17 protein-coding genes and 2 pseudogenes are annotated in these 22555 nt (G+C 66.4%); 6 read left to right on the plus strand and 13 right to left on the minus strand.

The window, feature by feature from the left end:
* Positions 1–37: 37 nt before the first annotated feature.
* The 3 genes from ilvC to HH308_RS09050 form a co-directional block, all read right to left on the minus strand.
* Positions 38–1051, minus strand: a complete 1014-nt coding sequence (ilvC, locus tag HH308_RS09040) for a ketol-acid reductoisomerase (RefSeq protein WP_170193852.1) — start codon at positions 1049–1051, stop codon at positions 38–40.
* Between the two features lie 85 nt (positions 1052–1136).
* Positions 1137–1637 (minus strand): acetolactate synthase small subunit, encoded by a 501-nt coding sequence (ilvN, locus tag HH308_RS09045; protein ID WP_170193853.1) that lies wholly within the window; start codon positions 1635–1637, stop codon positions 1137–1139.
* The gene (locus HH308_RS09050; protein ID WP_170193854.1) at positions 1634–3568 is read right to left on the minus strand and encodes an acetolactate synthase large subunit; all 1935 of its coding nucleotides are present in this window, start codon (positions 3566–3568) and stop codon (positions 1634–1636) included. Before HH308_RS09050 ends, ilvN begins: the two co-directional genes overlap by 4 nt.
* Positions 3569–3810: 242 nt before the next feature.
* Here HH308_RS09050 and HH308_RS30390 point away from each other — a divergent pair, with 242 nt between their 5' ends.
* Both HH308_RS30390 and ilvD read left to right on the plus strand, forming a co-directional pair.
* Positions 3811–4230 (plus strand): PH domain-containing protein, encoded by a 420-nt coding sequence (locus tag HH308_RS30390; protein ID WP_170193855.1) that lies wholly within the window; start codon positions 3811–3813, stop codon positions 4228–4230.
* 160 nt (positions 4231–4390) lie between these two features.
* Positions 4391–6235 carry a dihydroxy-acid dehydratase gene (gene ilvD, locus HH308_RS09060; protein WP_170193856.1) on the plus strand — a complete coding sequence of 615 codons (1845 nt, stop codon included), beginning with the start codon at positions 4391–4393 and terminating at the stop codon, positions 6233–6235.
* A 303-nt stretch (positions 6236–6538) separates the two neighbouring features.
* Here the strand turns inward: ilvD and HH308_RS30395 are convergent, their stop codons facing one another.
* The gene (locus HH308_RS30395) at positions 6539–7594 is read right to left on the minus strand and encodes a DoxX family protein (protein WP_170193857.1); all 1056 of its coding nucleotides are present in this window, start codon (positions 7592–7594) and stop codon (positions 6539–6541) included.
* Between the two features lie 179 nt (positions 7595–7773).
* On the opposite strand from HH308_RS30395, the gene HH308_RS09070 reads away from it, so the two are divergent.
* Complete coding sequence (locus tag HH308_RS09070) at positions 7774–8907, plus strand: PQQ-dependent sugar dehydrogenase (RefSeq protein ID WP_170193858.1); 1134 nt, start codon at positions 7774–7776, stop codon at positions 8905–8907.
* A gap of 70 nt (positions 8908–8977) precedes the next feature.
* Here the strand turns inward: HH308_RS09070 and gatB are convergent, their stop codons facing one another.
* Positions 8978–10489, minus strand: a complete 1512-nt coding sequence (gene gatB, locus HH308_RS09075; protein ID WP_170193859.1) for an Asp-tRNA(Asn)/Glu-tRNA(Gln) amidotransferase subunit GatB — start codon at positions 10487–10489, stop codon at positions 8978–8980.
* 121 nt (positions 10490–10610) lie between these two features.
* Here gatB and HH308_RS09080 point away from each other — a divergent pair, with 121 nt between their 5' ends.
* The gene (locus HH308_RS09080; RefSeq protein ID WP_170193860.1) at positions 10611–10904 is read left to right on the plus strand and encodes a PspC domain-containing protein; all 294 of its coding nucleotides are present in this window, start codon (positions 10611–10613) and stop codon (positions 10902–10904) included.
* A gap of 11 nt (positions 10905–10915) precedes the next feature.
* Here the strand turns inward: HH308_RS09080 and HH308_RS09085 are convergent, their stop codons facing one another.
* The 8 genes and pseudogenes from HH308_RS09085 to HH308_RS09115 form a co-directional block, all read right to left on the minus strand.
* On the minus strand, positions 10916–13282 hold the full coding sequence (locus HH308_RS09085; RefSeq protein ID WP_170193861.1) for a glycoside hydrolase family 65 protein: 2367 nt from the start codon (positions 13280–13282) through the stop codon (positions 10916–10918).
* A 2-nt stretch (positions 13283–13284) separates the two neighbouring features.
* Positions 13285–14274 carry a carbohydrate kinase family protein gene (locus tag HH308_RS09090; RefSeq protein WP_170193862.1) on the minus strand — a complete coding sequence of 330 codons (990 nt, stop codon included), beginning with the start codon at positions 14272–14274 and terminating at the stop codon, positions 13285–13287.
* A 6-nt stretch (positions 14275–14280) separates the two neighbouring features.
* Positions 14281–15261 (minus strand): annotated as a pseudogene (locus HH308_RS30675) (MFS transporter); the annotation flags it as partial.
* A 114-nt stretch (positions 15262–15375) separates the two neighbouring features.
* A pseudogene (locus tag HH308_RS30680) lies at positions 15376–15918 on the minus strand (MFS transporter); the annotation flags it as partial.
* Between the two features lie 125 nt (positions 15919–16043).
* Positions 16044–17198 carry an ROK family transcriptional regulator gene (locus tag HH308_RS09100; RefSeq protein WP_170193864.1) on the minus strand — a complete coding sequence of 385 codons (1155 nt, stop codon included), beginning with the start codon at positions 17196–17198 and terminating at the stop codon, positions 16044–16046.
* Positions 17199–17267: 69 nt separating this feature from the next.
* Entirely contained in the window at positions 17268–18302 is a 1035-nt protein-coding gene (locus HH308_RS09105; RefSeq protein ID WP_170193865.1) for an ATP-dependent 6-phosphofructokinase, read from the minus strand.
* Between the two features lie 109 nt (positions 18303–18411).
* Positions 18412–19056 (minus strand): response regulator, encoded by a 645-nt coding sequence (locus HH308_RS09110; RefSeq protein WP_170193866.1) that lies wholly within the window; start codon positions 19054–19056, stop codon positions 18412–18414.
* Positions 19057–19065: 9 nt separating this feature from the next.
* Entirely contained in the window at positions 19066–20466 is a 1401-nt protein-coding gene (locus tag HH308_RS09115) for a sensor histidine kinase (protein WP_170193867.1), read from the minus strand.
* A gap of 166 nt (positions 20467–20632) precedes the next feature.
* Between HH308_RS09115 and HH308_RS09120 the strand changes: the two genes are divergently transcribed.
* Positions 20633–21253, plus strand: a complete 621-nt coding sequence (locus HH308_RS09120) for a hypothetical protein (protein ID WP_170193868.1) — start codon at positions 20633–20635, stop codon at positions 21251–21253.
* A complete protein-coding gene (locus HH308_RS09125) occupies positions 21250–22449 on the plus strand; it encodes an alpha/beta-hydrolase family protein (RefSeq protein WP_170193869.1) in 1200 nt (399 codons plus the stop codon). The genes HH308_RS09120 and HH308_RS09125 overlap by 4 nt, the downstream gene beginning before the upstream one ends.
* Positions 22450–22555 lie beyond the last annotated feature (106 nt).

Genomic DNA, 22555 nt, shown 5'->3' on the forward strand with positions numbered 1-22555 from the left:
TCTCCCAGCGGCGCCGATGTGTGAAAACTGTTGAAACTCAGGCAGTTTCGGTGATCGGCCGATCGACCCAGCTCATCAGGTCGCGCAGCTTCTTGCCGGTGACCTCGATCGGGTGCTCGGCATTCGCCTTGCGCAGCCCCTCGAGTTCCTTGTTGCCGCCCTCGACGTTGGCGACGAGGCGCTTGACGAAGGTGCCGTCCTGGATGTCGGCCAGGATCGCCTTCATGCGCTCCTTGGTGTCGGCGTCGATGACACGCGGGCCCGACAGGTAGCCGCCGAACTCCGCGGTGTCGCTGACCGAGTAGTTCATGCGGGCGATGCCGCCCTCGTACATCAGGTCGACGATGAGCTTGAGCTCGTGCAGCACCTCGAAGTAGGCCATCTCGGGCGCGTAGCCGGCCTCGACCATGACCTCGAAGCCGGTCTTGACGAGTTCCTCGGTGCCGCCGCAGAGCACGGCCTGCTCACCGAAGAGGTCGGTCTCGGTCTCTTCCTTGAAGGTGGTCTTGATGACGCCGGCACGCCCACCGCCGATGGCGCTGGCGTAGCTCAGCGCGAGAGCCTGGCCCTCGCCCTTGGGATCCTGGTCCACCGCGATCAGACAGGGCACACCCTTGCCGTCGACGAACTGGCGACGGACCAGGTGACCGGGTCCCTTCGGGGCGACCATGGCGACGGTGACGTTCTCCGGCGCCTTGATCAGGTCGAAGTGGATGTTGAGTCCGTGCCCGAAGAACAGCGCGTCGCCGTCCTTCAGATTCGGCTCGATGTCTTCGGTGAAGATCTTGGCCTGGCTGGTGTCGGGTGCGAGCACCATGATGACGTCGGCCCAAGCGGCTGCCTCGGCTGCGGTCAGCACCTTGAGGCCCTGCTCCTCCGCCTTTTCGCGCGACGCGCTGCCCTCGCGCAGGCCGATCGCGACGTCGACGCCGGAATCACGCAGCGACAGCGAGTGCGCATGGCCCTGGCTGCCGTAGCCGATCACAGCGACCTTACGGCCCTGGATGATCGACAGGTCGGCATCGTCGTCGTAGAACATCTCGACTGCCACAGTTATTGTCCCTTCACATTATTTTCTAGGTGTTGTTGGTTGTTGCTTCGGGCCGCTCGCCATCGCTCCCGGCACCGCGAACCGGCTAGCGGTTCGAGGAAATGCTGCGCGGGCCGCGGCCCAGCGTGACCGCGCCCGATTGCGCGATCTCCCGGATGCCGTAGGGATCGAGCATCTTGAGCAGTGCCTCAAGCTTCTCAGTGGTACCGGTGGCCTCGATCGTCAACGACTCGGTGCTGACGTCGATGACCTTTGCACGGAACAGATTAACGACCTCGATGACTTCGCTGCGCACCGACGCATCCGCACGCACCTTGATCATCATCAATTCGCGCGAAACCGAGTTGGTCGGATCCTGCTCGACGATCTTGATCACGTTGATCAGTTTGTTGAGCTGCTTGGTCACCTGCTCGAGCGGGAAGTCGTCGACGGTGACCATGATCGTCATCCGCGAGAGTCCCTTGAGTTCGGTCGGGCCCACCGCGAGCGAACTGATGTTGAAGCCGCGCCGCGAGAACAGGCTGGACACCCGGGCGAGCACGCCCGGACGGTCCTCGACCAGCACGGACAGGGTATGTGTGGTCACTGGTCGTTCTCCTTGATCGCAGCGTTGGTCGTCTGGCCCATCGTCTGGTGGATGGTCGCCGGCTCGTCGGCGGCGTCCTCTTCGTCGAACAGCGGACGGATGTCGCGGGCCGCCATGATCTCGTCGTTACCGGTGCCCGCGGCGACCATCGGCCACACCTGGGCGTCGGCGCCGACGATGAAGTCGATCACGACCGGACGGTCGTTGATCTCGCGGGCCGCGGCGATCGTGGAGGCGACGTCCTCGGCGCGGTCGACGCGGAACGAGGCACACCCGAGTGCCTCGGACAGCTTGACGAAGTCGGGGATCATCCGCGAATGCGTCGCGAGGTCGGTGTTGGAGTAGCGCTCCTCGTAGAACAGCGTCTGCCACTGCCGGACCATGCCCAGGTTGCCGTTGTTGATCAGCGCGACCTTGATCGGGATGCCCTCGATGGCGCAGGTGGCCAGTTCCTGATTGGTCATCTGGAAACAGCCGTCGCCGTCGATGGCCCACACCTCGGTGTCGGGTGCCGCCATCTTCGCGCCCATCGCCGCGGGCACCGAATAGCCCATCGTGCCCAGGCCACCCGAGTTGAGCCAGGTGCGCGGCTTCTCATAGGAGATGAACTGCGCGGCCCACATCTGATGCTGTCCCACACCCGCGCAGTACACGGCGTCGGGTCCGGCGGCCTTGCCGAGTTCGGAGATGACGAACTCCGGCGAGAGCGAACCGTCGGACTGAGCGTCGTAGCTCAGCGGGTAGGTCTTGCGGATGTCGTCGAGGTAGGTCCACCACTCGGTGAGGTCCTGCCCGGTGCTGCCGGTCGCCCGGTCGCTGCGCAGCGATTCGACCAGATCGGTGATGACGGCCTTGCAGTCGCCGACGATCGGCACGTCGACCTCGCGGTTCTTGCCGATTTCGGCGGGGTCGATGTCGGCGTGGATCACCTTCGCGTTCGGCGCGAACGACGACAGCTGCCCGGTGACGCGGTCGTCGAAGCGGGCGCCGAGGGTGATCAGCAGATCCGAACGCTGAAGCGCCGCAACGGCTCCCACGGCTCCATGCATACCGGGCATGCCCATGTGCAGGTCGTGGCTGTCAGGGAATGCGCCGCGCGCCATCAGCGTGGTCACCACCGGGATGCCGGTGAGTTCGGCCAGCTCCAGCAGCTCGGCCGACGCCTCCGCCTTGATCACGCCGCCGCCGACGTAGAGCACCGGCGCCTTGGCGGCGTTGATCAGCCGAACCGCCTCGCGCACCTGCTTGCCGTGCGGCTTGGTGACCGGACGGTAGCCGGGCAGGTCGAGCTGCGGCGGCCAGGAGAACGTGGTCTGGGCCTGCAGCACGTCCTTGGGGATGTCGACGAGCACCGCGCCCGGGCGGCCGCTCTCGGCGATGTAGAAGGCTTCGGCGATCACCCGCGGGATGTCGATCGCGTTGGCGACCAGGAAGTTGTGCTTGGTCACCGGCATGGTGATACCGGAGATGTCGGCTTCCTGGAAGGCGTCGGTGCCTATCAGGCTGCGCCCGACCTGTCCGGTGATCGCGACCACCGGCACCGAGTCCATCTGGGCGTCCGCGAGCGGCGTCACCAGGTTGGTGGCACCCGGACCCGACGTCGCCATGCACACCCCGGCCCGACCCGCGACCTGCGCGTATCCGGTGGCCGCGTGGCCGGCGCCCTGCTCGTGGCGGACCAGCACGTGGCGCACCCGCTGCGAGTCGAGCAGCGGATCGTAGACCGGGAGCACCGCACCACCGGGAATGCCGAATACGACGTCGACGCCGAGCTCCTCGAGCGAACGCACGACCGACTGCGCACCGGAGACGCGCTCCGGCGCTACGGTGTGCTGTCCGATCGTGCCCACCGCGCGAACGGTGGCGGTAGGTGCAGCCGGGGCTGCAGGTGTCTGTGTCGCGTTGCCGTTTCCGACAGTTGGTGCGCTCACGGTGGCGTCCCATCTCGATTGCTGGACAAGAAAAAACCCCCGACAGCGATGCTGTGCGAGGGTGGCGCGTCGATGGTGGAGGTCTACGAAGTGACCGGTCAGGCGACGCGCCGACCGATTACTACGAGGAGTCCTTCATTCATCACGGGATTCACGTTAGGTCGATCGACGTTGCCGAGTCAAACTGATGACACGCGAATCCCAGATATTGGGATCGTTTCCAACAGTGCCACAATAGGCCTGTGTCAGACACCGAAACCAGCGAAACCGTCGAACTACCCGTGACGATCCGCATCTCCGGCGTCGCCTACCTCGCGGTACTGCTGACCGCACTGGTCGCGATCGTCATCGCGGGCATCAACCTCGTCGCCCTGGGGTGGGTACTGCTGATCCCGGTGGCGCTCGCCTACTGGATCTATCGGCTGCGCACCGTCGTCACCGACGACGGACTGCGCGTCGTGTCGACGCTGCGCACCACCGACATCGCGTGGTCGCAGCTCGACGGACTGCAATTCCCCAAGTGGGGCCCGGCGCGTGCGGTCCGCACCGACAAGTCGTTCGTGCGCCTGCCCGCCGTCGGGTTCGGCGATCTGCCCCTGCTGTCGCTGGCCAGCCGCGGCCGGATTCCCGATCCATTCGACGGCGTGGACGATCTGGCCTGATCAGCGGAGTAACGTGACAGTCACCCCGCGCGGGTGACCCTTGCAGCGGCCGGCACACGACGGAATTATCGCTGACCGTCGTCGCGTTGACACTGTTCACCCGGGCGAGACCCGGTATACCCGCACAGCTCGCGGGCACAACATCAATAGAGGAATTCCCATGCCTACCTTGAGGTCACGGACCACGACCGTTGGACGTGAAGCGGCCGGAGCCCGCGCATTGTGGCGCGCCACCGGCATGACCGACGACGATTTCGGCAAGCCGATCGTCGCGATCGCGAACTCCTACACCCAGTTCGTCCCGGGTCACGTACACCTCAAGAACGTCGGCGACATCGTCGCCGAGGCCGTGCGTGCCGCCGGTGGCGTGGCCCGTGAATTCCACACCATCGCCGTCGACGACGGCATCGCGATGGGCCACGGCGGCATGCTCTACTCGCTGCCCAGCCGCGAGATCATCGCCGACTCCGTCGAGTACATGGTCAACGCCCACACCGCCGACGCGCTGGTGTGCATCTCCAACTGCGACAAGATCACTCCCGGCATGCTCAACGCCGCGATGCGACTGAACATCCCCACGGTCTTCGTCTCCGGCGGTCCGATGGAGGCGGGCAAGTCGGTCGTCATCGACGGCGTGGTCCGTCCGGGCACCGACCTGATCGACGCGATCTCCGCGTCGGCCGACGGCAATGTCAACGACCAGGAACTGCTCGAGGTCGAGCGCTCGGCGTGTCCGACCTGTGGATCGTGCTCGGGCATGTTCACCGCCAACTCGATGAACTGCCTGACCGAAGCGCTCGGTCTGTCGCTGCCCGGCAACGGTTCCACCCTGGCGACGCAGGTCGCCCGCCGCGATCTGTTCACCAAGGCGGGCGACCTCATCGTCGACATCGCCAAGCGGTACTACCAGAACGACGACGAGTCCGTGTTGCCGCGCAGCGTCGCGACGCGTGAGGCGTTCGAGAACGCGATGGCGCTCGACGTCGCGATGGGCGGCTCCACGAATACCGTCCTGCACATCCTGGCCGCCGCTCAGGAGGGCGAGGTGGACTTCGATCTGAAGGACATCGACCGCATCTCCCGCAACGTTCCGTGCCTGGCGAAGGTCGCGCCGAACTCGCCGAAGTACTACATGGAGCACGTCCACCGGGCGGGCGGCATCCCCGCGATCCTCGGTGAACTCAACCGCGGGGGGCTGCTCAACCGGAATGTGCACCCCGTCCATGCGCCATCGCTCGACGAATACCTCGCCGACTGGGACATTCGGGGCGGCAGCGCCACCGACGAGGCCGTGAAGCTCTTCCACGCGGCGCCCGGCGGAGTCCGCACCACCGAACCGTTCTCGACGTCGAACCAGTGGGAGTCGCTGGACACCGACGCCGCCGACGGGTGCATTCGCGACAAGGAGCACGCCTACACCGTCGAGGGCGGTCTGTGCGTGCTGCACGGCAACCTCGCCGAGAACGGCGCCATCTTGAAGACCGCGGGCGTCGACGAAGCGCTGTGGCACTTCCAGGGTCCGGCTCGGGTGGTCGAAAGCCAGGAGGACGCCGTCCACGCCATTCTGTCGAAGGAATTGCAGGCCGGCGAGGTGCTGGTGATCCGCTACGAGGGACCGGCGGGCGGTCCCGGCATGCAGGAGATGCTGCACCCTACCGCCTTCATGAAGGGCACCGGCATGGGTAAGAAATGCGGGCTGGTCACCGACGGACGGTTCTCCGGCGGGTCGTCGGGCCTGGTCATCGGCCATGCTTCCCCCGAGGCGGCCTCGGGCGGCGACATCGGCCTGGTCGAGAACGGCGACCAGATCCTCATCGATGTCAAGACCCGCACGCTGAAGATGCTCGTCGACGACGACGTGCTGGCCGAACGTCGGGCCAAGATGGAAGCCTCCGAGCGGCCGTGGCAGCCGGCGAATCGCGACCGCAAGGTCACCACCGCGTTGCGCGCCTACGCGAAGTTGGCGACATCGGCCGACAAGGGTGCCGTGCGCCGCGTCGACTAGAGGCGAGCGGTGGCCGGGCCCGCCGACCCATCCGCTGGTGGGCCCGCCGAGCAATCGCTGGTTGAGCCGGGCCCGCCGAGCGCAGCGAGACGCGCCCGTGTCGAACCACGGTGAGTCAATCCTCCGCTGTTCCACGGTCTGTTTGGATGCGCTGGCTTCGTTGACTTGCGAGGTTTCGACACGGGCCTTCGCTAACGCTCCGGTCCGGCTCAACCAGCGGGCGGGGCGCGCTTCGACACGGCTCAACCAGCGGGTAGGACGCTCCGCCCGGCTCAACCAGCGGGTAGGGCCGGCCGGGGCGAGTTAGCGCAGCGGGTTGACCCCGTTGAACACGATCCACGTGGTGATCGCTCCCGCGATGCCGATGACGAGGAAGGCCAGCGAGCCCCACATCGGTCGCCGCGACCAACCCCAGCGGGCGTCGAGCGCGATTCGACCCGGCCCGGTCAGCACCAGCGCGGCCGCACAGACGACCAGCAGCAGTTCGTATTCGACGCCGTCCGCGGCGGCGAAGAAGGAGAAGCTGCCGTGCAGGGTGACGCGGTAGGTTGCCGCGATGATCATCGTGCCGAGCAGTCCCGATGCCGCCAGCGGCGTCAGTAGACCGAGTACCAGCAGCGCGCCGGCACCCGTTTCGATGATCGGCCCGACGATCGACAGGTAGTGCGCGGCCTGCGGCGCGAAGCCGATGGCCGGTTTGTCCGCGTTGAGCAGGAATGCTTCGAACCCGCTCAGTCCCGGACCGCCCCACCAGCCCAGCAGTTTCTGCGCCCCATGCGCCAGCGCTATCAGTCCGACGGCGACGCGCAGCAGCAGCAGACCTGCGTCGAGGGTTCCGCGCCGGGCCTCGACGTCGGGCACCGGATCGACGCGGGTGGCCCTGGCTTCGCCCTTCGACGCCGGCTCGACGTCGAATGCTTCGGTCGTCGCCCCGACATCGCCGAAGTCGACGGCTTCGGTCGGCGAGTCGTCATAGGGTTGGTCGCCGTACGGTTCGTCGTCGTCGAGCGGTTTCGTCAGCGGCAGCGGGGGTTCGCCGCCGAGTTCGGTGATCGGCGTCGGGGTGCGCGGTTGCACTCGCTTGACCACCCGCGGGGACGTGTCGCGGGAGATCGCATCGTCGTCGGCGGCATCGAGGCTGTCGGCTTGTTCGGATCGCTGCGCGCCGGCGGGCCGCCGGTCGAGCTTGCTTCGACTGGGCACGACCAGCGGTGTCGTGGCTAGTTCGGTGGGGTCGATGTCGTCGAGGTCTTCGACGCGCCGCAGGCCTGCGGGAACGGTGAACGCCGACGTCGGGTCGTCGTACGGGGACGTCGCCGTGTCGGCGTCCGGGCCCGACGAATCGTTACGTTTGCTCACTTGAGCCACTCTAGTCCCATGCGACGCTCCTGGCCTCGACGCCGGGCCGCGCGTCGCGGCACCGACAGCTGAGGAATCACGCCAGCGTGGGCGTATTCGTCGACCGCGCAGAGCAACCGTGCCGGCCCGGCCGGCAGCGAAAACGCGGGCGCGGTGACCGATCCCCTACTGTGGTGTGCATGGAAAGCGGTCGTTCGCGCGGGTATCGTTTCGCGCTGCTCACGGTGTTGGTGGCCGCATTGCTCGCGGCGACCGCCTGCACCGACTTCTCCGTTCAGGACCGGCAGGCGCAGGCTGGCCAGTTCAGCTCCGAGCCGCCGATGGTACCGGTCCGCACGTCCACCACACCGCCGTCGACGGAGACCGAATCGCCGCCGCCCCCCGGGCCCTGCGTCGACCCGGACCCCAATGTCATCACGACCTGCCTCGCGTCGACCGGTGATCTGGTACCCGGCGACGCCGATGGCGCGGTGACCGTCGTCGCCGAGCGGACGACCGGCAAGATCATCACCGCCAAGCGCTACAGCGAGCACAAAGTAGTGGCGAGCTTCTCCGTCGACGGCTCCGGCGACGGCGGCCTCATCGCCTTCGCGAAGTCCCCGACCTATAGCCAGGATCAGCTGATCTACGCCCTGATCACCACTCCGTCCGACAACCGGGTGGTGCGGATCGCGCCCGGCGACGTCGCCAAGCCCATTCTGGTGGGCATCCCCAAGGGGCCGACCGGCAACATGGGGGCGATGTTCTTCAACTCCCCGACCGAACTGATCGTCGCGACCGGCAATGCGGGCGATCCGGCGGCCGCCGACAATCCGGCCTCGTTGGCGGGCAAGTTACTGTCGATCACCTCGCTCACGTCCGGCGGCAACGTCGCACCGAAGATTCTCGCTTCGGGACTCGGCTCGAACGTGTCGTTGTGCCCAAGCCTGTCGACGTCGAATCTCTACCTCGCCGACCAGACCGCCACCGAGGATCGCCTGTCGGTGGTCAGCAAGGCCGGTCTCAAGCCGCTGTGGACCTGGCCCGACAAGCCGCAGATCGCCGGCTGTGCCGCGACCAACAACGCCATCTACGTCACGACGACGCGCACCAAGCACATCGAAGCCCTCAATGAGCCCACGCAGTCGAAGCCGACCGTACAGAAGCCGACCGTCGTGCTCAAAGACCAGTACGGCGCGCTCGGCCGAATCACCGGACTGGCCAACGGCATGCTCCAGTTCGCAACCGTGAACCGGGAGTCGGGCAAGCCCGTCAGCACCGACGATCGCGTCGTGCGGTTCCTGGCTCCGACGCCTCAGGAAGACAAACGCTGATACAGACAATCGGCGCCCTCCGTGCGGAGGGCGCCGATTGTCTGTGTCCCGGCGGGCGGGTATCCGAACGCTATTCGACGCCGACGCTGGCGAGCACCAATTCCTTAACCCGAGCCGGATCAGCTTGTCCGCGAGTCGCTTTCATCACGTCACCGACGATCTTGCCCGCCGCGGCGACCTTGCCGGAGCGGATCTTGTCGGCGATGTCGGGGTTGGCGGCGAGCGCCTCGTCGACGGCCTTCTGCAGTGCCGAGTCGTCGCGGACCACTTCGAGTCCCCGGTCGGCGACGATCTGCTCGGGTTCCCCCTCGCCGTCGAGCACGCCGGCGACGACCTGCTGGGCCAGCTTGTTGGTGAGCTTGCCGTCGTCGACCAGAGCGATCACCTTCGCCACCTGCGCCGGCGTGATGGCCAGTTCGGCCAACTCCACCCCGCGCGTATTCGCTTGCTGCGCAAGGAAAGACACCCACCAGCTGCGCGACGCCTCGGCGGGTGCGCCGGCTTCGGTGGTTTCGATGATGAGGTCGATCGCCCCGACATTGACCAGGTCGCGCATCACCTCGTCGGACACTCCCCACTCGGCCTGGATCCGCGCCCGGCGCACCCACGGCAACTCCGGCAGCGTGGTTGCCAGTTCGGCGACCCACGCCGAATCCGGTTGCACCGGAGGCAGATCCGGCTCCGGGAAGTAGCGGTAGTCTTCGGCGGTTTCTTTTCGACGCCCCGCCGAGGTGGTGCCGTCGGCTTCGGCGAAGTGCCGGGTCTCCTGGATCACCTCACCGCCGTCGCGCAGCACCGCGGCCTGGCGTCGCATCTCGTACCGAACCGCCACCTCGACGCTCTTGAGCGAGTTGACGTTCTTGGTCTCCGTACGGGTACCGAATTCCGTTGCGCCCTTGGGCATCAGCGACACATTGGCGTCGCAGCGCAGCGACCCCTGGTCCATCCGGACGTCGGAGACGCCGAGCGCCTTGAGCAGATCGCGCAGCGCGGTCACATAGGCGCGGGCGACCTCGGGGGCGCGCTCACCGGCACCTTCGATGGGCTTGGTGACGATCTCGACGAGGGGGACGCCGGCGCGGTTGTAGTCGAGCAGCGAGTGACTGGCACCGTGAATGCGTCCGGTGCCGCCGATGTGCAGCGACTTACCCGTGTCCTCTTCCATGTGCGCGCGCTCGATCTCGACGCGCCAGGGAGTACCGTCGGGCAGCACGACGTCGAGGTGGCCCTCGTAGGCAATGGGATCGTCGTATTGGCTGATCTGGTAATTCTTCGGCTGGTCGGGGTAGAAGTAGTTCTTGCGCGCGAACAGCGACGACGGTCGGATCGAGCAGTTCAGCGCGAGACCGATGCGGATCGCCGACTCGATGGCCTTGGCGTTGACCACCGGCAGCGACCCCGGCAGGCCGATGCACACCGGGCACACCTGTGTGTTGGGTTCGGCGCCGAACGTCGTCGGGCAGCCGCAGAACATCTTGGTCGTCGTACACAGTTCGACGTGCACTTCCATGCCGAGCACCGGGTCGTAGGACGCGATGACGTCGTCGTAGTCGAGCAGTGAGTCAGTGGTCGCCGCAGTCATGTTCACCAGTGTATTCGGCCAGAGTTCAGGTGCAGGTCGGGGGTTTCACCGATGCGGGCCCGACGTCGGCGAACCTACCGTGGTGGTCAACGGCAACCGACAACGATCAGGAGAACCCGATATGACCGCCGACGCCTTTTCCAACCTCCCCGGCTCCACTCCCCCGGCCGAGCCCCGCAAGCTGTACCGGTCCCGCTCGGAGAGCTGGCTGGGCGGGGTATGCGGAGGCATCGCCGAATACTTCGGCTGGGACGCGAATCTGGTGCGCATCGCCTTCGTAGCCTCGGTTCTGCTACCCGGTCCGCAGTTCCTGCTCTATCTGCTGCTGTGGATCATCATCCCGCGCGAGCCGATCGTGCCGGCAGCCGCGATCGCCCCGGCGAGTGTGGACTTCGGCAAGGACGTCGGCGCGTAGCGGTTGCGATTTCACACGGTCGCGACGGCCTCCACCTCCACCTCGACGCCCGGCGTCAGCACGACCGCCGCGCCGTGGACGTGAATTTCCTCGGGCTCACCATCGCCCACCAGTGTGAAGCGGTTGACGTCGTGGCCGAGGTCGGCCTTCACCACTCGCCCACGCCAGTGGATGGAGAATTTCACCCGCTCCCACGATTCCGGCAGAGCCGGCGCGAACGACAGTCCGTCGACGCCCGCGAGGAATCCCGCGAATCCGTGGACGACGACCTGCCAGGTGCCGGCCGCAGAGGCGATGTGCATGCCTTCTTCGGTGTTGCCCTGGTTGTCGTCGAGGTCGACGAAAGCCGAACGCGCGAAGTACTGTTCGGCCTTGGAGCTGTTGCCCACCTGCAACCCGACGATGGCGTGGATCGACGGACTCAACGACGACTTGTGCAGGGTCCGCGCCTCGTAGAAGTCATAGTTGGCGCGCCGGGTCTCCATCGAATAGTCGTCGGGCAACATGAACATCAGCATCACCGCGTCGGGCTGCTTGAGCAGCGTGGTGTCTTCGCAGTTGAAGTGGTGATAGCCCGCGGGATATTGGGGCATGTCGTTCTCGTCCCAGACCGTGATCGGGACTTCGAGCCGCTCGAAGTATCCGTCGAATTGCTCGATGAGCCCGACGTCGGGATCGACTGGTGCGACGATCCGCGCCGCCAGATCGGCCCACACCTCGACGTCGGAGTCGCTGATCGACAGTGCGTCGCGCAGTCGCGCAAGCTCGTCGGGACGGTGTTCGGCCATCTCCCGATAGACCCGCACCGCCTGCTCGAGATGCCACTGCACCATGCGGTTGGTGAACGCGTTGTTGTCGATATGCGAGTGGAACTCGTCGGGTCCCATTACCGTCAGCAGCACCGCTCGGTCACCGTCGTCGACACAGCGGCTCACCCAGAACTGCGAAGTGTCGAACAGGATTTCGGCTCCCTCGCCGTACAGATAGTCGACGTCGCCGGTGACTTCCGCGTAGCGGCAGATCGCATACGCGACGTCGGCGGTGACGTGCAACTCCTCGTCGCGCGTGTAGAACCGATTCTTTCCGTCCGGTGTGGTGACCGGGCACTCCTCGCGGCCGGTGTCGGCCGACTCCCACGGATAGCGCGCGCCACGAAAACCGCTGTCGGCGGCCACTTCCCGCGCGCCGCGCAGGGTGTGATGCCGATAGCCCAGCAGTGCGCGCGCCGCGCGCGGCTGGGTGAACAGGAAGAACGGCAGCATCATGATCTCGGTGTCCCAGAACACGTGACCGCGATAGCCCTCACCCGACAGCGACTTGGCCCCGATGTTCACCGTCGGATCGTCGGGGTTGGCCGCGATCAGCAAGTGGTACACCGAGAATCGCAGTGCGAGCGCGGCACGGTCGTCGCCGACGATCTCGCACTCCGAGGACTCCCACAGCTGCGCCCATACCGCTTCGGACTTCGCCAGCGCGGCATCGAAGTCAGCCGATTCCGTCGCGGCCGAGGCTCTTTGCGCGGGACTCCGCTCGACGCCGACGTCACGTGAGGTTGCGATGCCGACCACCTTGTCGAAGCCGACGGCGACCCCCGGCTCGGCGCGGAACTCCAGGGTCTCCTCGACGCGTTCGTGGCGTTGCTTGCGCGACCGGCCGGTCAGGTCGCCGACCGCGCAAACCCGCATGGCATAGGCGATCTCGACGTCGGAGTCGATGGTCTGCGTGACGATCGACCCGACGTCGCCGGTGAAGCCGCGGCCCTTCTCCCGCAGATGCCGCGACAACGACCACTTGTCCCACTTGCGTTCGTAGTCGAACGTGGTGCCCTCCGGGTAGATCGGCAGCGACTCCATGTTCCGCCGATGCGCGTCGATCCGCGTGGTGATCGACAGGTCGACGGCCCGGTCGAGCGGGGTGACCCGCACCCGCAACCGACACTGATTGCGGTCGGCCATGCTGGCGAATCGCGCGGTGGCCACCTCGACGCGCGCGCCGTCGCCGAGTGCGAACACCGTACGACGATGCAGCACACCGGTTTTCAGATCCAATACGCGCTCGTGCTCGACGACGTCGAGAGTGTCGACGTCGAGTCGCTCCGAATCCGCGTACACCACCGTGTTGAGCCAATCCGGCGCGTTGACGAGGTCGATGACCGGCGAATCGTGAGCGTCGTACACACCGGCCAGGAAGGTCCCCGACACATCGCCGAGGTGACCTTCCTCCAACGACCCGCGGGTGCCCAGCCGTCCGTTGCCGACCGTGAACACGGTCTCGAAGTAGTTGGCCCGCGTGGGATCCCAACCGGATTCGGTGACCGTCCACGCGCCGCGCTGAGCCGGCGCGGCGAGTTCGAGTGACTCCGGCGACTGAACATCCATGACTATCCGATCCCGACCTTTCCGTACACGGATTCGATTTGCTCCTTGGTCTGCGCCAGTGACAGATACACGTCGATCTGGCGTCCCGCGCACCGCTGGGCACCCATCGCGTTGCCGAACTGAGCCGCGGCCACCACGTCGCCGTTCGACTCCAGCATTCCGAAACCCATTCCGGCAGCGAAGGAGTCGCCGCATCCGGTGGTGTCGACGACCTCCTGTACCGGAATACGCGGAACGGTCTGCTGTTGCATCACCCCTGCGGTGTCGAGCCAGAACACCCGGCACCCTTCTTCGTCGAGCGTCACGCACACCGCCTTGACGCCCTTGCGCAAGCAGTGCTCGGCGAACTCCGGCAGCTGCTCGAGCGGCAATTCTTTGCCGAGCAGGTCCGGATCTCCGCCCGGCGGCGGGAACCAGCTGCACCCGGCCTCCTCGAGATTCATCTTGAGGATGTCGATGTTGGGCAGCCAGTAGTCCCGGTCGATCCACATGCGCGGCACCCGTTGTCCGCCGGTGGTCAACGACACGGTCGGGCCGTGGCCGTCGAGCAAGATCACTCCGTCGCTGTTCTGCCGGATGTAGGCCAGAGTCTGTTGGCCCACTTCGTAATCCGTCACCGGAACACACACGAACGCGTCGGCGTCGAGCGCGAATTCCACGTCTTTCGGCTTGATCGGCTGCATGAAGCCGACCTGCTTCTCGTCGCGGTAGTTCTGATCCCGGAAGATCAACTCGATGACGTCACCGCGGTCGTGGTCGTCGCGGATGCCGGTCATGTCGATGTTGTCGAACCTGCCGAGGATCTCGGTGATCGGTGCACGGTCTTCCTTGCGGACGTGCACGATCGGGCAGACGACGTCGTCGGGTCCGAGCATCGACGCGAGGGCAGCCGTCGTGTAGATGACACACCCGTACTTGTCGAAGACCTCGCCCCGGTGGGTGACGATGTGGTCTTTCGGAATGGGACCCAGTACTGCGATCTTGCGTGGCATAGCGGTTCAGCCTGCCTTCGGTGCCGGTTCGTCGACGATTCCAGCCATCGCATCCATGTCTTCGAGCGATTTCCCCTTCGTCTCTTGCACGAATCTGCTCACGAACAGCAACGACAACAACGCGAACAAGGAGTACATGCCGTAGGCGACGCCGAGGGAGAAGTCCTTCAGCGGCGGGAAGGACACGGTGATCGCCCAGTTGGCGGCCCACTGACCCGCCGCGGCGACCGACAGCGCGGCCGCACGGAAGCGGTTCGGGAACATCTCACCGAGGAGCACCCAGACGACCGGACCCCAGCTGACACCGAAGAAGATGACGAAGAGGTTGGCGGCGACGAGTGCGATCGGGCCCGCGGCCCCGTCCAGCTTCGGGTTGCCGTCGACGACCGTCGCTGTGCCGAAGCACGCCGCCATCACGCCGAGGGTGACGAACATGCCGCCGGAACCGATGAGCAGCAACGGCTTTCGGCCGATGCGGTCGACCAGGGCGATCGCCACGATGGTCACCAGAACGTTGACGATCGAGGTCGCCACACTGATCTGGAACGATTGGCTCTCCTTGAATCCGACGGCCTGCCACAGGATGTTGGAGTAGTAGAAGATCACGTTGATGCCGACGGCCTGCTGGAAGATCGACAGCAGCAGACCCACCCAGACGACCGGATAGATCCCCCCGGCCGGGCGCTTGAGATCCTTCCACGACGGCTTCGTCTCCGTGTTCAGCGAGGAACGAATACGGTTGATCGTGATTTCGAGGTTCTGTTCGCCGAGCAGACGTTCGAGAACCGCCCGCGCCTCCGGAATACGCTGCTGCGAGATGAGGAATCGCGGCGACTCGGGGATGGTGAGGGCCAGGGCGCCGTACAGGATGGCCGGAATGGCCATGGCCAGGAACATCCACTGCCATGCCTCGAGGGGGCCGACGTCCATGACGGCGTGCGGAAGGTATTTCACCGCGGTCCCGCCGTGCTGACTGATGAAGTCTCGAACCGCGTCGGGCGAGGACGTCATCGCCGGGGGCGTCAGGCCCTTCGACGTGGCGAGGTCCATCGCGGCCTTCATGTTCTCGCCGTCGACCTTTGCGTCCGCGGCGTCGATCGTCGACTGCGGAACCAGCTGAACGAACAGATAGTCGACCAGCAGCGACAGGAAGATGCCGAGCACGATGGCGAGCTGCTGCAGCGATCCGAGTCGACCGCGGATTCGCGCGGGCGAGGTCTCTGCGATGTATGCGGGTGCGATCACCGATGCGACGCCGATCGCCACACCGCCGATGATCCGGAACAGCACCAAGATCTCCAGATTCGGCGAGAAACCGGTGCCGAGTGCGCTGATCAGGAACAGAATCGCGGCGATCTGCATCACGCGCAGTCGGCCGAGCCGGTCGGCGATGCGGCCGGCTGTCATCGCGCCGGCCGCGGCACCGAGCAGTGCGGAGGCGACGGCGAAGCCGAGCACTCCAGCCGAAACGTCGAACTTCACTTGAATCGCGTCCACCGCGCCGTTGATGACCGCGCTGTCGTATCCGAACAGCAGGCCACCGAGAGCGGCTACGGACGCGATGCGAATCACGCCCTTGCCACTGCCTTCATCTTCGTCGCCGAAGATGGAGGGTTCATCGGGCAACGCACCGCCTTCGCTCATCTGCGTTCCTTTCGCTCCGCCGGACCTTATGCCGGGCGTAATGTGAGTCAACTCACATTAGAAGCTGGAACGCTTCATGTACAGACAATGACTGAAAATTTCTTAAGCAACTCTTCAATTGTTCATTACTTGAACATTACTGATACGCAATCGACGGCGATCGCGACGGCTCCGATCAGTTGGGCCCGCCCCTCGAATCGCGCGACCGACAAGCGCAGATCACTCGCCGCCGCGGGCACGGCGGTGCGCGCGATGATCATTTCGATCGACGGGAGCAGCACTTCGTGGGCGCGGGCCAGCTCACCGCCGATCACGATCAGTTCCGGATTGATCAGGTTGCACAGATCTGCCATCGCGCGGCCGATCTGCCGCCCGGTGTCCTGCAGCACGCGCACGCTCGGCCGATCGCCGGCGGTGGCCCGGTGGACGAGCTCGTCGAGGGTCGCGACCCCGTGGGTGGCGGTCAGCAGCGACACCACCTGCGGAGCGGCTACCAGCGTCTCCAGGCAGCCCCGGTTTCCGCACCGGCACACCTCCCCGTACTCGTCGTAGCAGTTGTGCCCGATCTCCCCCGCGGTGCCGTTGGCGCCGGTGAGCAGTCTCCCGTCGACGATCAGCCCGGCGCCCACCCCGGCCCCGACTTTGACGTAGGCCATGTTCTGCGTTCCGACGCCGACGCCGAACCGATGTTCGGCCAGCGCACCGAGATTCGCGTCGTTGGCGACCGTCACCGGCGCGTCGACGCCCAATTCCGCGCCGACCAGGTCGGCTGCGTGGGCCCCCACCCAGCCGGGCAGAATCGTCGGCGACCCGACGAACCCCGCGCGATCCACCGGCGCCGGAATTCCGACGCCGATCGCGGTGATGTCCTCGGCGTCGACGCCGGTCCGGGCGAACAGGCCGTCGAGGATCTGGCGCCCGCGGCGTAGCGTGTTCGACGCCGTGACCGGATCGTCGAGCTGACGGAAATCCTCGCCGAGGATGGTGCCGTCGGTGTCGGCGACGGCCACGCCGATGTGCCGGTGCCCGACGTCGATCCCGACGACGTAGCCGCTGCGGCGCACCAGTCGCACCGAGGTACGGCGCCCGCTGCGCACCGTGGTGACCATTCCGTCGTCGTGCAGTTCGCGCACGATGTTGGAGACGGTCGCCGGTGCGAGTCCCGTCATCCGCGCCAACTCGGCCTGATGCACGTCGGATCCGGCGGCGAGTACCTCCAGCACACGTGAGCGATTCAGCGTGCGCAGCGCCGACGGCGATCCGGGGCTGATTGCGGCCATGATCCGACTGTACTCAGACTCCGACCGCAACCATTCAGAACGTGAAGATCGGCTCTAGCGAAACACACTCTAGCCGAAGAGTTGGCGGTAGTCGGCGTAGCTTTGCGGCGGGACGGTCTTCAGATTGGCCAGCGCGTCGGCGAAGTCGACCCGCACGATGTCAGTGCCGTGCAGGGCGACCATCTTGCCCCACCCCTCATCGGCGACCAGGTCACTGACCGCCATCCCCATCCGGGTCGCCAACACCCGGTCGAACGCCGACGGCGCACCACCACGCTGAATATGCCCCAACACCGTCGCCCGCGTCTCGATCCCGGTGTGCTCCTCGATCAACGGGGCAAGCACCTCACCGATCCCACCCAGCCGTGGCCGGTTGAACCCATCGAGCCCCTTGGTCGAATGCGCCTGATCCATATCCGGAAACGTGAATCCTTCGGCGACCACCACCATCGGCGCCCGACCGCGATGCACCACACTGCGCACCCACTCACTGATCTGCTCGATCGTCTCCGGCTGCTCCGGAATCAAGATCGCATGCGCCCCACCGGCGATACCGGAGAACAACGCGATCCACCCGGCGTGGCGGCCCATCACCTCCAGCACCATGCACCGCTTATGCGAATTGCCCGTCGTCCGCAACCGGTCGATCGCCTCCGTCGCGATCTCCACCGCCGTGGAGAACCCGAACGTGTAATCCGTCGCCGCCAGATCGTTGTCGATGGTCTTGGGCACCCCGACGATGTTCACGCCGTCCTCGAACAACCGCTTGGCGGCATTGGCGGTGCCCTCCCCGCCGATCGCGATGATCCCGTCGATACCCAGCCGCTTCATCCGCTGCCGAATGTTGTCCGCCCCACCGTCGGGCTCCCGATACGGGCCCACCCGGCTGGTGCCGATGATCGTGCCGCCCTGGCTGGACAACCCTCGCACCGAGCGCCGGTCGAGCGGAATCGCGTTTCCCTCGACCAGCCCCTTCCAGCCGTCGATGAAGCCCACGAATTCCTGGCCGTAGACGGAATCACCCTTGAGGACCGCACCACGGATCACCGCATTGAGTCCCGGACAATCACCGCCGGATGTGAGGATGCCCAGCCGCTTGGCCATGAATCACCTTTCAGGTCGCGCAGTTCGGTGGATGCGTTCAAATGTAGTGCGATGGCTGTGCCTGCGCGCGCCGTATCCACTGTCGCCGACCTCGGACCGTGTGTTACGGCTATTTCAGCCCGTTCTCGTAGGCGAACACCACCGCTTGCGCGCGGTCGCGCAGGCCAAGCTTGCCCAGCACGCTCGACACGTGGGTTTTCACGGTCTGCTCGGACACGAACAACTCGCCCGCGATCTCGCCGTTCGACTTGCCGTCGGCCACCAGGTCGAGCACTTCGCGCTCCCGCGGCGTCAGTTCGTCGGCGGCACGGCTGCGCATCGGCCGACGTCGCGTCGACGTCACCTCGGCGATCAGCCGCTTGGTGATCGACGGGGCCAATAATGCGTCTCCACCTGCGACGACGCGCACCGCGCGGGTGAGCTCGGTGGCGGGTGCGTCCTTCAGCATGAAACCCGATGCCCCGATCCGCAACGCCTCGTACACGTAGTCGTCGATGTCGAAGGTGGTCAGCATCAGTACTTTCGTCGACGACCCGCCGGCGATGATCTGCTCGGCCGCCCACAACCCGTCTCGACGCGGCATCCGGACATCCATCAGCACGACGTCGGGTCGCAGTCGGGCGACGGCTTCGACGGCTGCGACGCCGTCGTCGGCGTCACCGAGCACCGAGATGTCGGGGCTCGCGGCCAGCAACGCGGAAAATCCGGCTCGCACCATGGCCTGATCGTCTACGACGACTACCGTTATCGACACGTGGAGAGTCTATCGGTGCGACGGATCCTCGGCGGCGACGGATGCATCGTCGTCGGTGCCGCTCCCGGACACTGAAAGCTGTTCGGTTCCAATGGGTTTCGATAGGTCGACGCGATCGGAACCGCCCGCCGGGTCGTCGCGGCGCAGGTCGGGCGTGTCCGCGGTCTCGCGCGCGGCCGGCGCGCGGTGCGGAATCACCGCGTGGACGGCGAACCCGCCGTCCGTGGTCGGGCCGTTAGTCACCTGTCCCCCAACACTTTTCGCGCGTTCACCCATTCCGAGAAGTCCGACGCCGCTGCCGCCCGCGTCGATCGGATCGGCAGTCGGGAAGGAGTTGACCACCGACAGTGTGGTCGCCTCCGACGATCCCACCAGTGCGACCATCACCTGTGCGCCGGGCGCATGCCGGGTGGCGTTCGCCAGTGACTCCTGCACGATCCGGTAGATGACGAGTGCCGCCGATTCACCGATCTGCTCATGGTCGGTCGCGTCGGTGAACGTCACCGCGACGCCGGCGCCGCGGGTAGCCGCGATCAGCGAATCGATATCCGCCATACCCGGATTCGGCGCGGCGAGTGCACCGTTGTCGAGTCGCAGTACTCCGAGTAGTTGGCGGACCTCGTCGAGCGATTCACGGGCGGCCGACGCGATCGCGTCGAACTCGTCGACGGTCGCCGGGGTGAGTTCGTCGGGCAGGCGGTACTGCGCGGTCTGCGCCATCACGACCACCATCGACATGCGATGTGCCACAACGTCATGCAGGTCGCGGGCGATACGGGCGCGTTCGCGCAGCACGGCCTGTTGCGACTGCGCCAGTTCGGTCTCTTCGGTTTGTTCGGCGAGTTGGCGCCGCGACGCGAACAGATAGCGCAGCAGTGCTGACACGACGGCGATGAATCCGATCGCGAAAATCCACCCGCCGCGCTGATCGCCGGGTGCGACGAACCACAGCAGCACCATCATGGACGCGGCGACCAGCGGAACTTGACGCAGCGGCCCGCGAAGACACGTCATCAACGTCAGGACCAACAGCGCGATGAGATGGGTGACTTGAATCGACCACGGCCAGCCGTCGACGGTCGGCACGAACAGCGCCATCACGACGGCGGCGACCACCGACACTCCCCAACCGATCGTCGGGCTCGCCCAGGCGAGAGCCACCGGTAGTACAGCCGCACCCGACATCACCGGCAGCGCGTAGGCGGGCAGGTCGTGGGTGATCGGTAACGTCGGCCAGGCCACGGACCACAGAATCAGAGCGACCACCAGGAAGAACACATTCGTCGAGCGCGACAGATAGGCGTGAATCGCCGGATCTTGCAGTGCCGGAACCCCCGACAGCGAGTTCGACGCCGTGCGTCGCAATGCGCGCAGCGGGCGCCGGCGCGGTTTGTCTTTGCTCGTACCCATGTGTGCCACGGTATGCCGCGCCCTACCCGATGTCGTCATACTCCAGAGCGATTCTCGTCTCCCCCACAGGTGCGACGCGCACTCGCCGACTCCCTCGGTTCGACGACGCCGGTTCTGTTCCTGAGCACGATGTGGCTCAGTGCGCTGCGTCCATAGCGTCACTGTCATGAGCCTCCATCGAGCCCGAAAGTTATTCCACCGAGCCGTCTTTGCCCTTGCCGTGGTATCGGTCTGCGTGCTTGCGATGCTCGGCGGCGGCACGGCCGCGTCCGCGACGCGCGACCAACCCGCACCGGCCGCGACCGAAGACCGGGCGACTGCCGCAGTCGTCACCGCGCTGGTCGGTGCGCACCCGGCCGACGCGCAGCGTTTGCTCCCCGCCGGCTTCGCAACGACGATGGGATACCGGCCCGTCGTCGAGCATCTGCGCGACGGGTGGTTTCCAACCAATCCGACCGGGTCGTGCTCGTCGCCGATCACGTTGCCCGCCCGATTCGAACCCCTCTGCCGCACACACGATTTCGGCTACGACCTGTTGCGTTACGCCGAGCAGATCGGCCATCCGCTCGGTGGTTGGGCGCGTCTGGCGCTCGACACCATGCTCGTCGACCGGATGCGTTCGAGTTGCGTCGATTCAGGCTGCGTCGCAGCCGCATACCTGGCGAAGGCCGGGTTGGGGATCAACACCTGGCGTCAACACGACGGACCACCGGCGCGCGGCGAGACCGTCCTCGACATCACCGTCGGCGTGGGCGAGCGCGGCGTCGAATCGCTGGTGGGGCGATGATGAAAGTCGGCCGAACATCGGCACTGACCATCCCGCCGGTGGCGGCTTCGGCGGGCGCACTCGCCGGGGCTGCGGTCGGGCTCTACCCCGGAATGCTGCCGCGCGGAGCCATACTCGCGAGCGTCGTGGTCACGGTGTGCGCGGCGGCGGGCACGATCGCGGGTCTCGCGGTGAGCCGGGTCGCCGGGCCCGGGTCTGATCGAGCTCGTCTACGCGCACTTTCGTGGTGCGGCGGTGGATTCGCCGCCTGTGTCATCGCTGCGACGTGGTGGCAACACCTACTGCGAGTTCAGATCGGGGTCCCCGACGTCGGGGGCGGGTGGGCGCTGGCGGTAGCGGCGCTCCCGGTGGCGGTGTGCGCGCTCGTCTCGATGACGCCGAGGGTTGCCGCGTGGGCCACCGTGCTGGTCGGCACCGTCGTCGTCGGGTACGTGTCGCCCGCCGATGCCGCGGCTGAACCCGCAGTCGTCGCAACGGTTTCCGTCCCTGATCGCGTCGACTACGGCTCGCTCACACCGGGCAGCTTGACCCGGCGTGCGGATGCGGTCGTCGGGCGGTGGGTCGACGGCGGCGGGCTGTGCCGGCGCGCGGTCGTCGTCGCGGTGCCGACCGGTTCCGGGTGGGTCGACGCCGCGGCGATCGAGGGCATGCGCTCTCGGTTCGACGACGACGTGTCGATCATCAGCCTGCAGTACTCGGCGGTGTCGTCGTGGAAGGCGTTCGTCACCGACCGCGACGCCGCCGGCCGCAGCGCGATCACGCTGGTCGCGCAGCTCGACGCGGCCATGCGCAAGACTGCTTCCTGTGCCAGGCCGGCACTGGTCCTGTACGGGCAGAGCCTCGGGGCGATCGGCGCCGACGCCGCACGAGCATGGGCGGCCGCGCACGGCGTCGAGGTGACAGACACCGTCGAGGCTGGAGTGCCGGGTGACTCGGTCCCGAGGTCGGCGGCGCGCCGCACGATCCTCGTCAACGCCAGCGATCCGGTGGCTCAGTGGTCGCCGAGCCTGCTCTGGCGTCCCGCACGGTTGCCCGACGATGCGCGAATCATCGGCCGCGCGACACCCCACCCGCCCTGGCTACCGGTGGTGAGCTTTCTGCAGACGTCGATAGATCTCCTTGGCGCCCTTGACGTTCCGACAGGGTCGGGCCACCGGTACGGAACCGAACAAGGTGGAGTCGAGCCTGCGGGTTGAGCGAGTGCACCCGCCCGCTGGTTGGGCGAGCGCACCCTCCCGTTGGTTGAGCGAGCGCAGCGAGTCGAAACCATAGCGAGCCGAACTGCCAACCATTTCAAAGCAT

Origin of the sequence: Gordonia asplenii, assembly GCF_012933505.1 — a bacterium.
In the GTDB taxonomy this organism is placed as follows: domain Bacteria; phylum Actinomycetota; class Actinomycetes; order Mycobacteriales; family Mycobacteriaceae; genus Gordonia; species Gordonia asplenii.

Excerpts from the sequence above, each read along its gene's own strand:
- ilvD (WP_170193856.1), top strand. The coding sequence starts at position 4,391 with ATGCCTACCTTGAGGTCACGGACCACGACCGTTGGACGTGAAGCGGCC.
- HH308_RS09070 (WP_170193858.1), top strand. The coding sequence starts at position 7,774 with ATGGAAAGCGGTCGTTCGCGCGGGTATCGTTTCGCGCTGCTCACGGTG.
- gatB (WP_170193859.1), bottom strand. The coding sequence starts at position 10,489 with ATGACTGCGGCGACCACTGACTCACTGCTCGACTACGACGACGTCATC.
- HH308_RS09080 (WP_170193860.1), top strand. The coding sequence starts at position 10,611 with ATGACCGCCGACGCCTTTTCCAACCTCCCCGGCTCCACTCCCCCGGCC.
- HH308_RS09085 (WP_170193861.1), bottom strand. The coding sequence starts at position 13,282 with ATGGATGTTCAGTCGCCGGAGTCACTCGAACTCGCCGCGCCGGCTCAG.
- HH308_RS09090 (WP_170193862.1), bottom strand. The coding sequence starts at position 14,274 with ATGCCACGCAAGATCGCAGTACTGGGTCCCATTCCGAAAGACCACATC.
- HH308_RS09100 (WP_170193864.1), bottom strand. The coding sequence starts at position 17,198 with ATGGCCGCAATCAGCCCCGGATCGCCGTCGGCGCTGCGCACGCTGAAT.
- HH308_RS09105 (WP_170193865.1), bottom strand. The coding sequence starts at position 18,302 with ATGGCCAAGCGGCTGGGCATCCTCACATCCGGCGGTGATTGTCCGGGA.
- HH308_RS09115 (WP_170193867.1), bottom strand. The coding sequence starts at position 20,466 with ATGGGTACGAGCAAAGACAAACCGCGCCGGCGCCCGCTGCGCGCATTG.
- HH308_RS09120 (WP_170193868.1), top strand. The coding sequence starts at position 20,633 with ATGAGCCTCCATCGAGCCCGAAAGTTATTCCACCGAGCCGTCTTTGCC.
- HH308_RS09125 (WP_170193869.1), top strand. The coding sequence starts at position 21,250 with ATGATGAAAGTCGGCCGAACATCGGCACTGACCATCCCGCCGGTGGCG.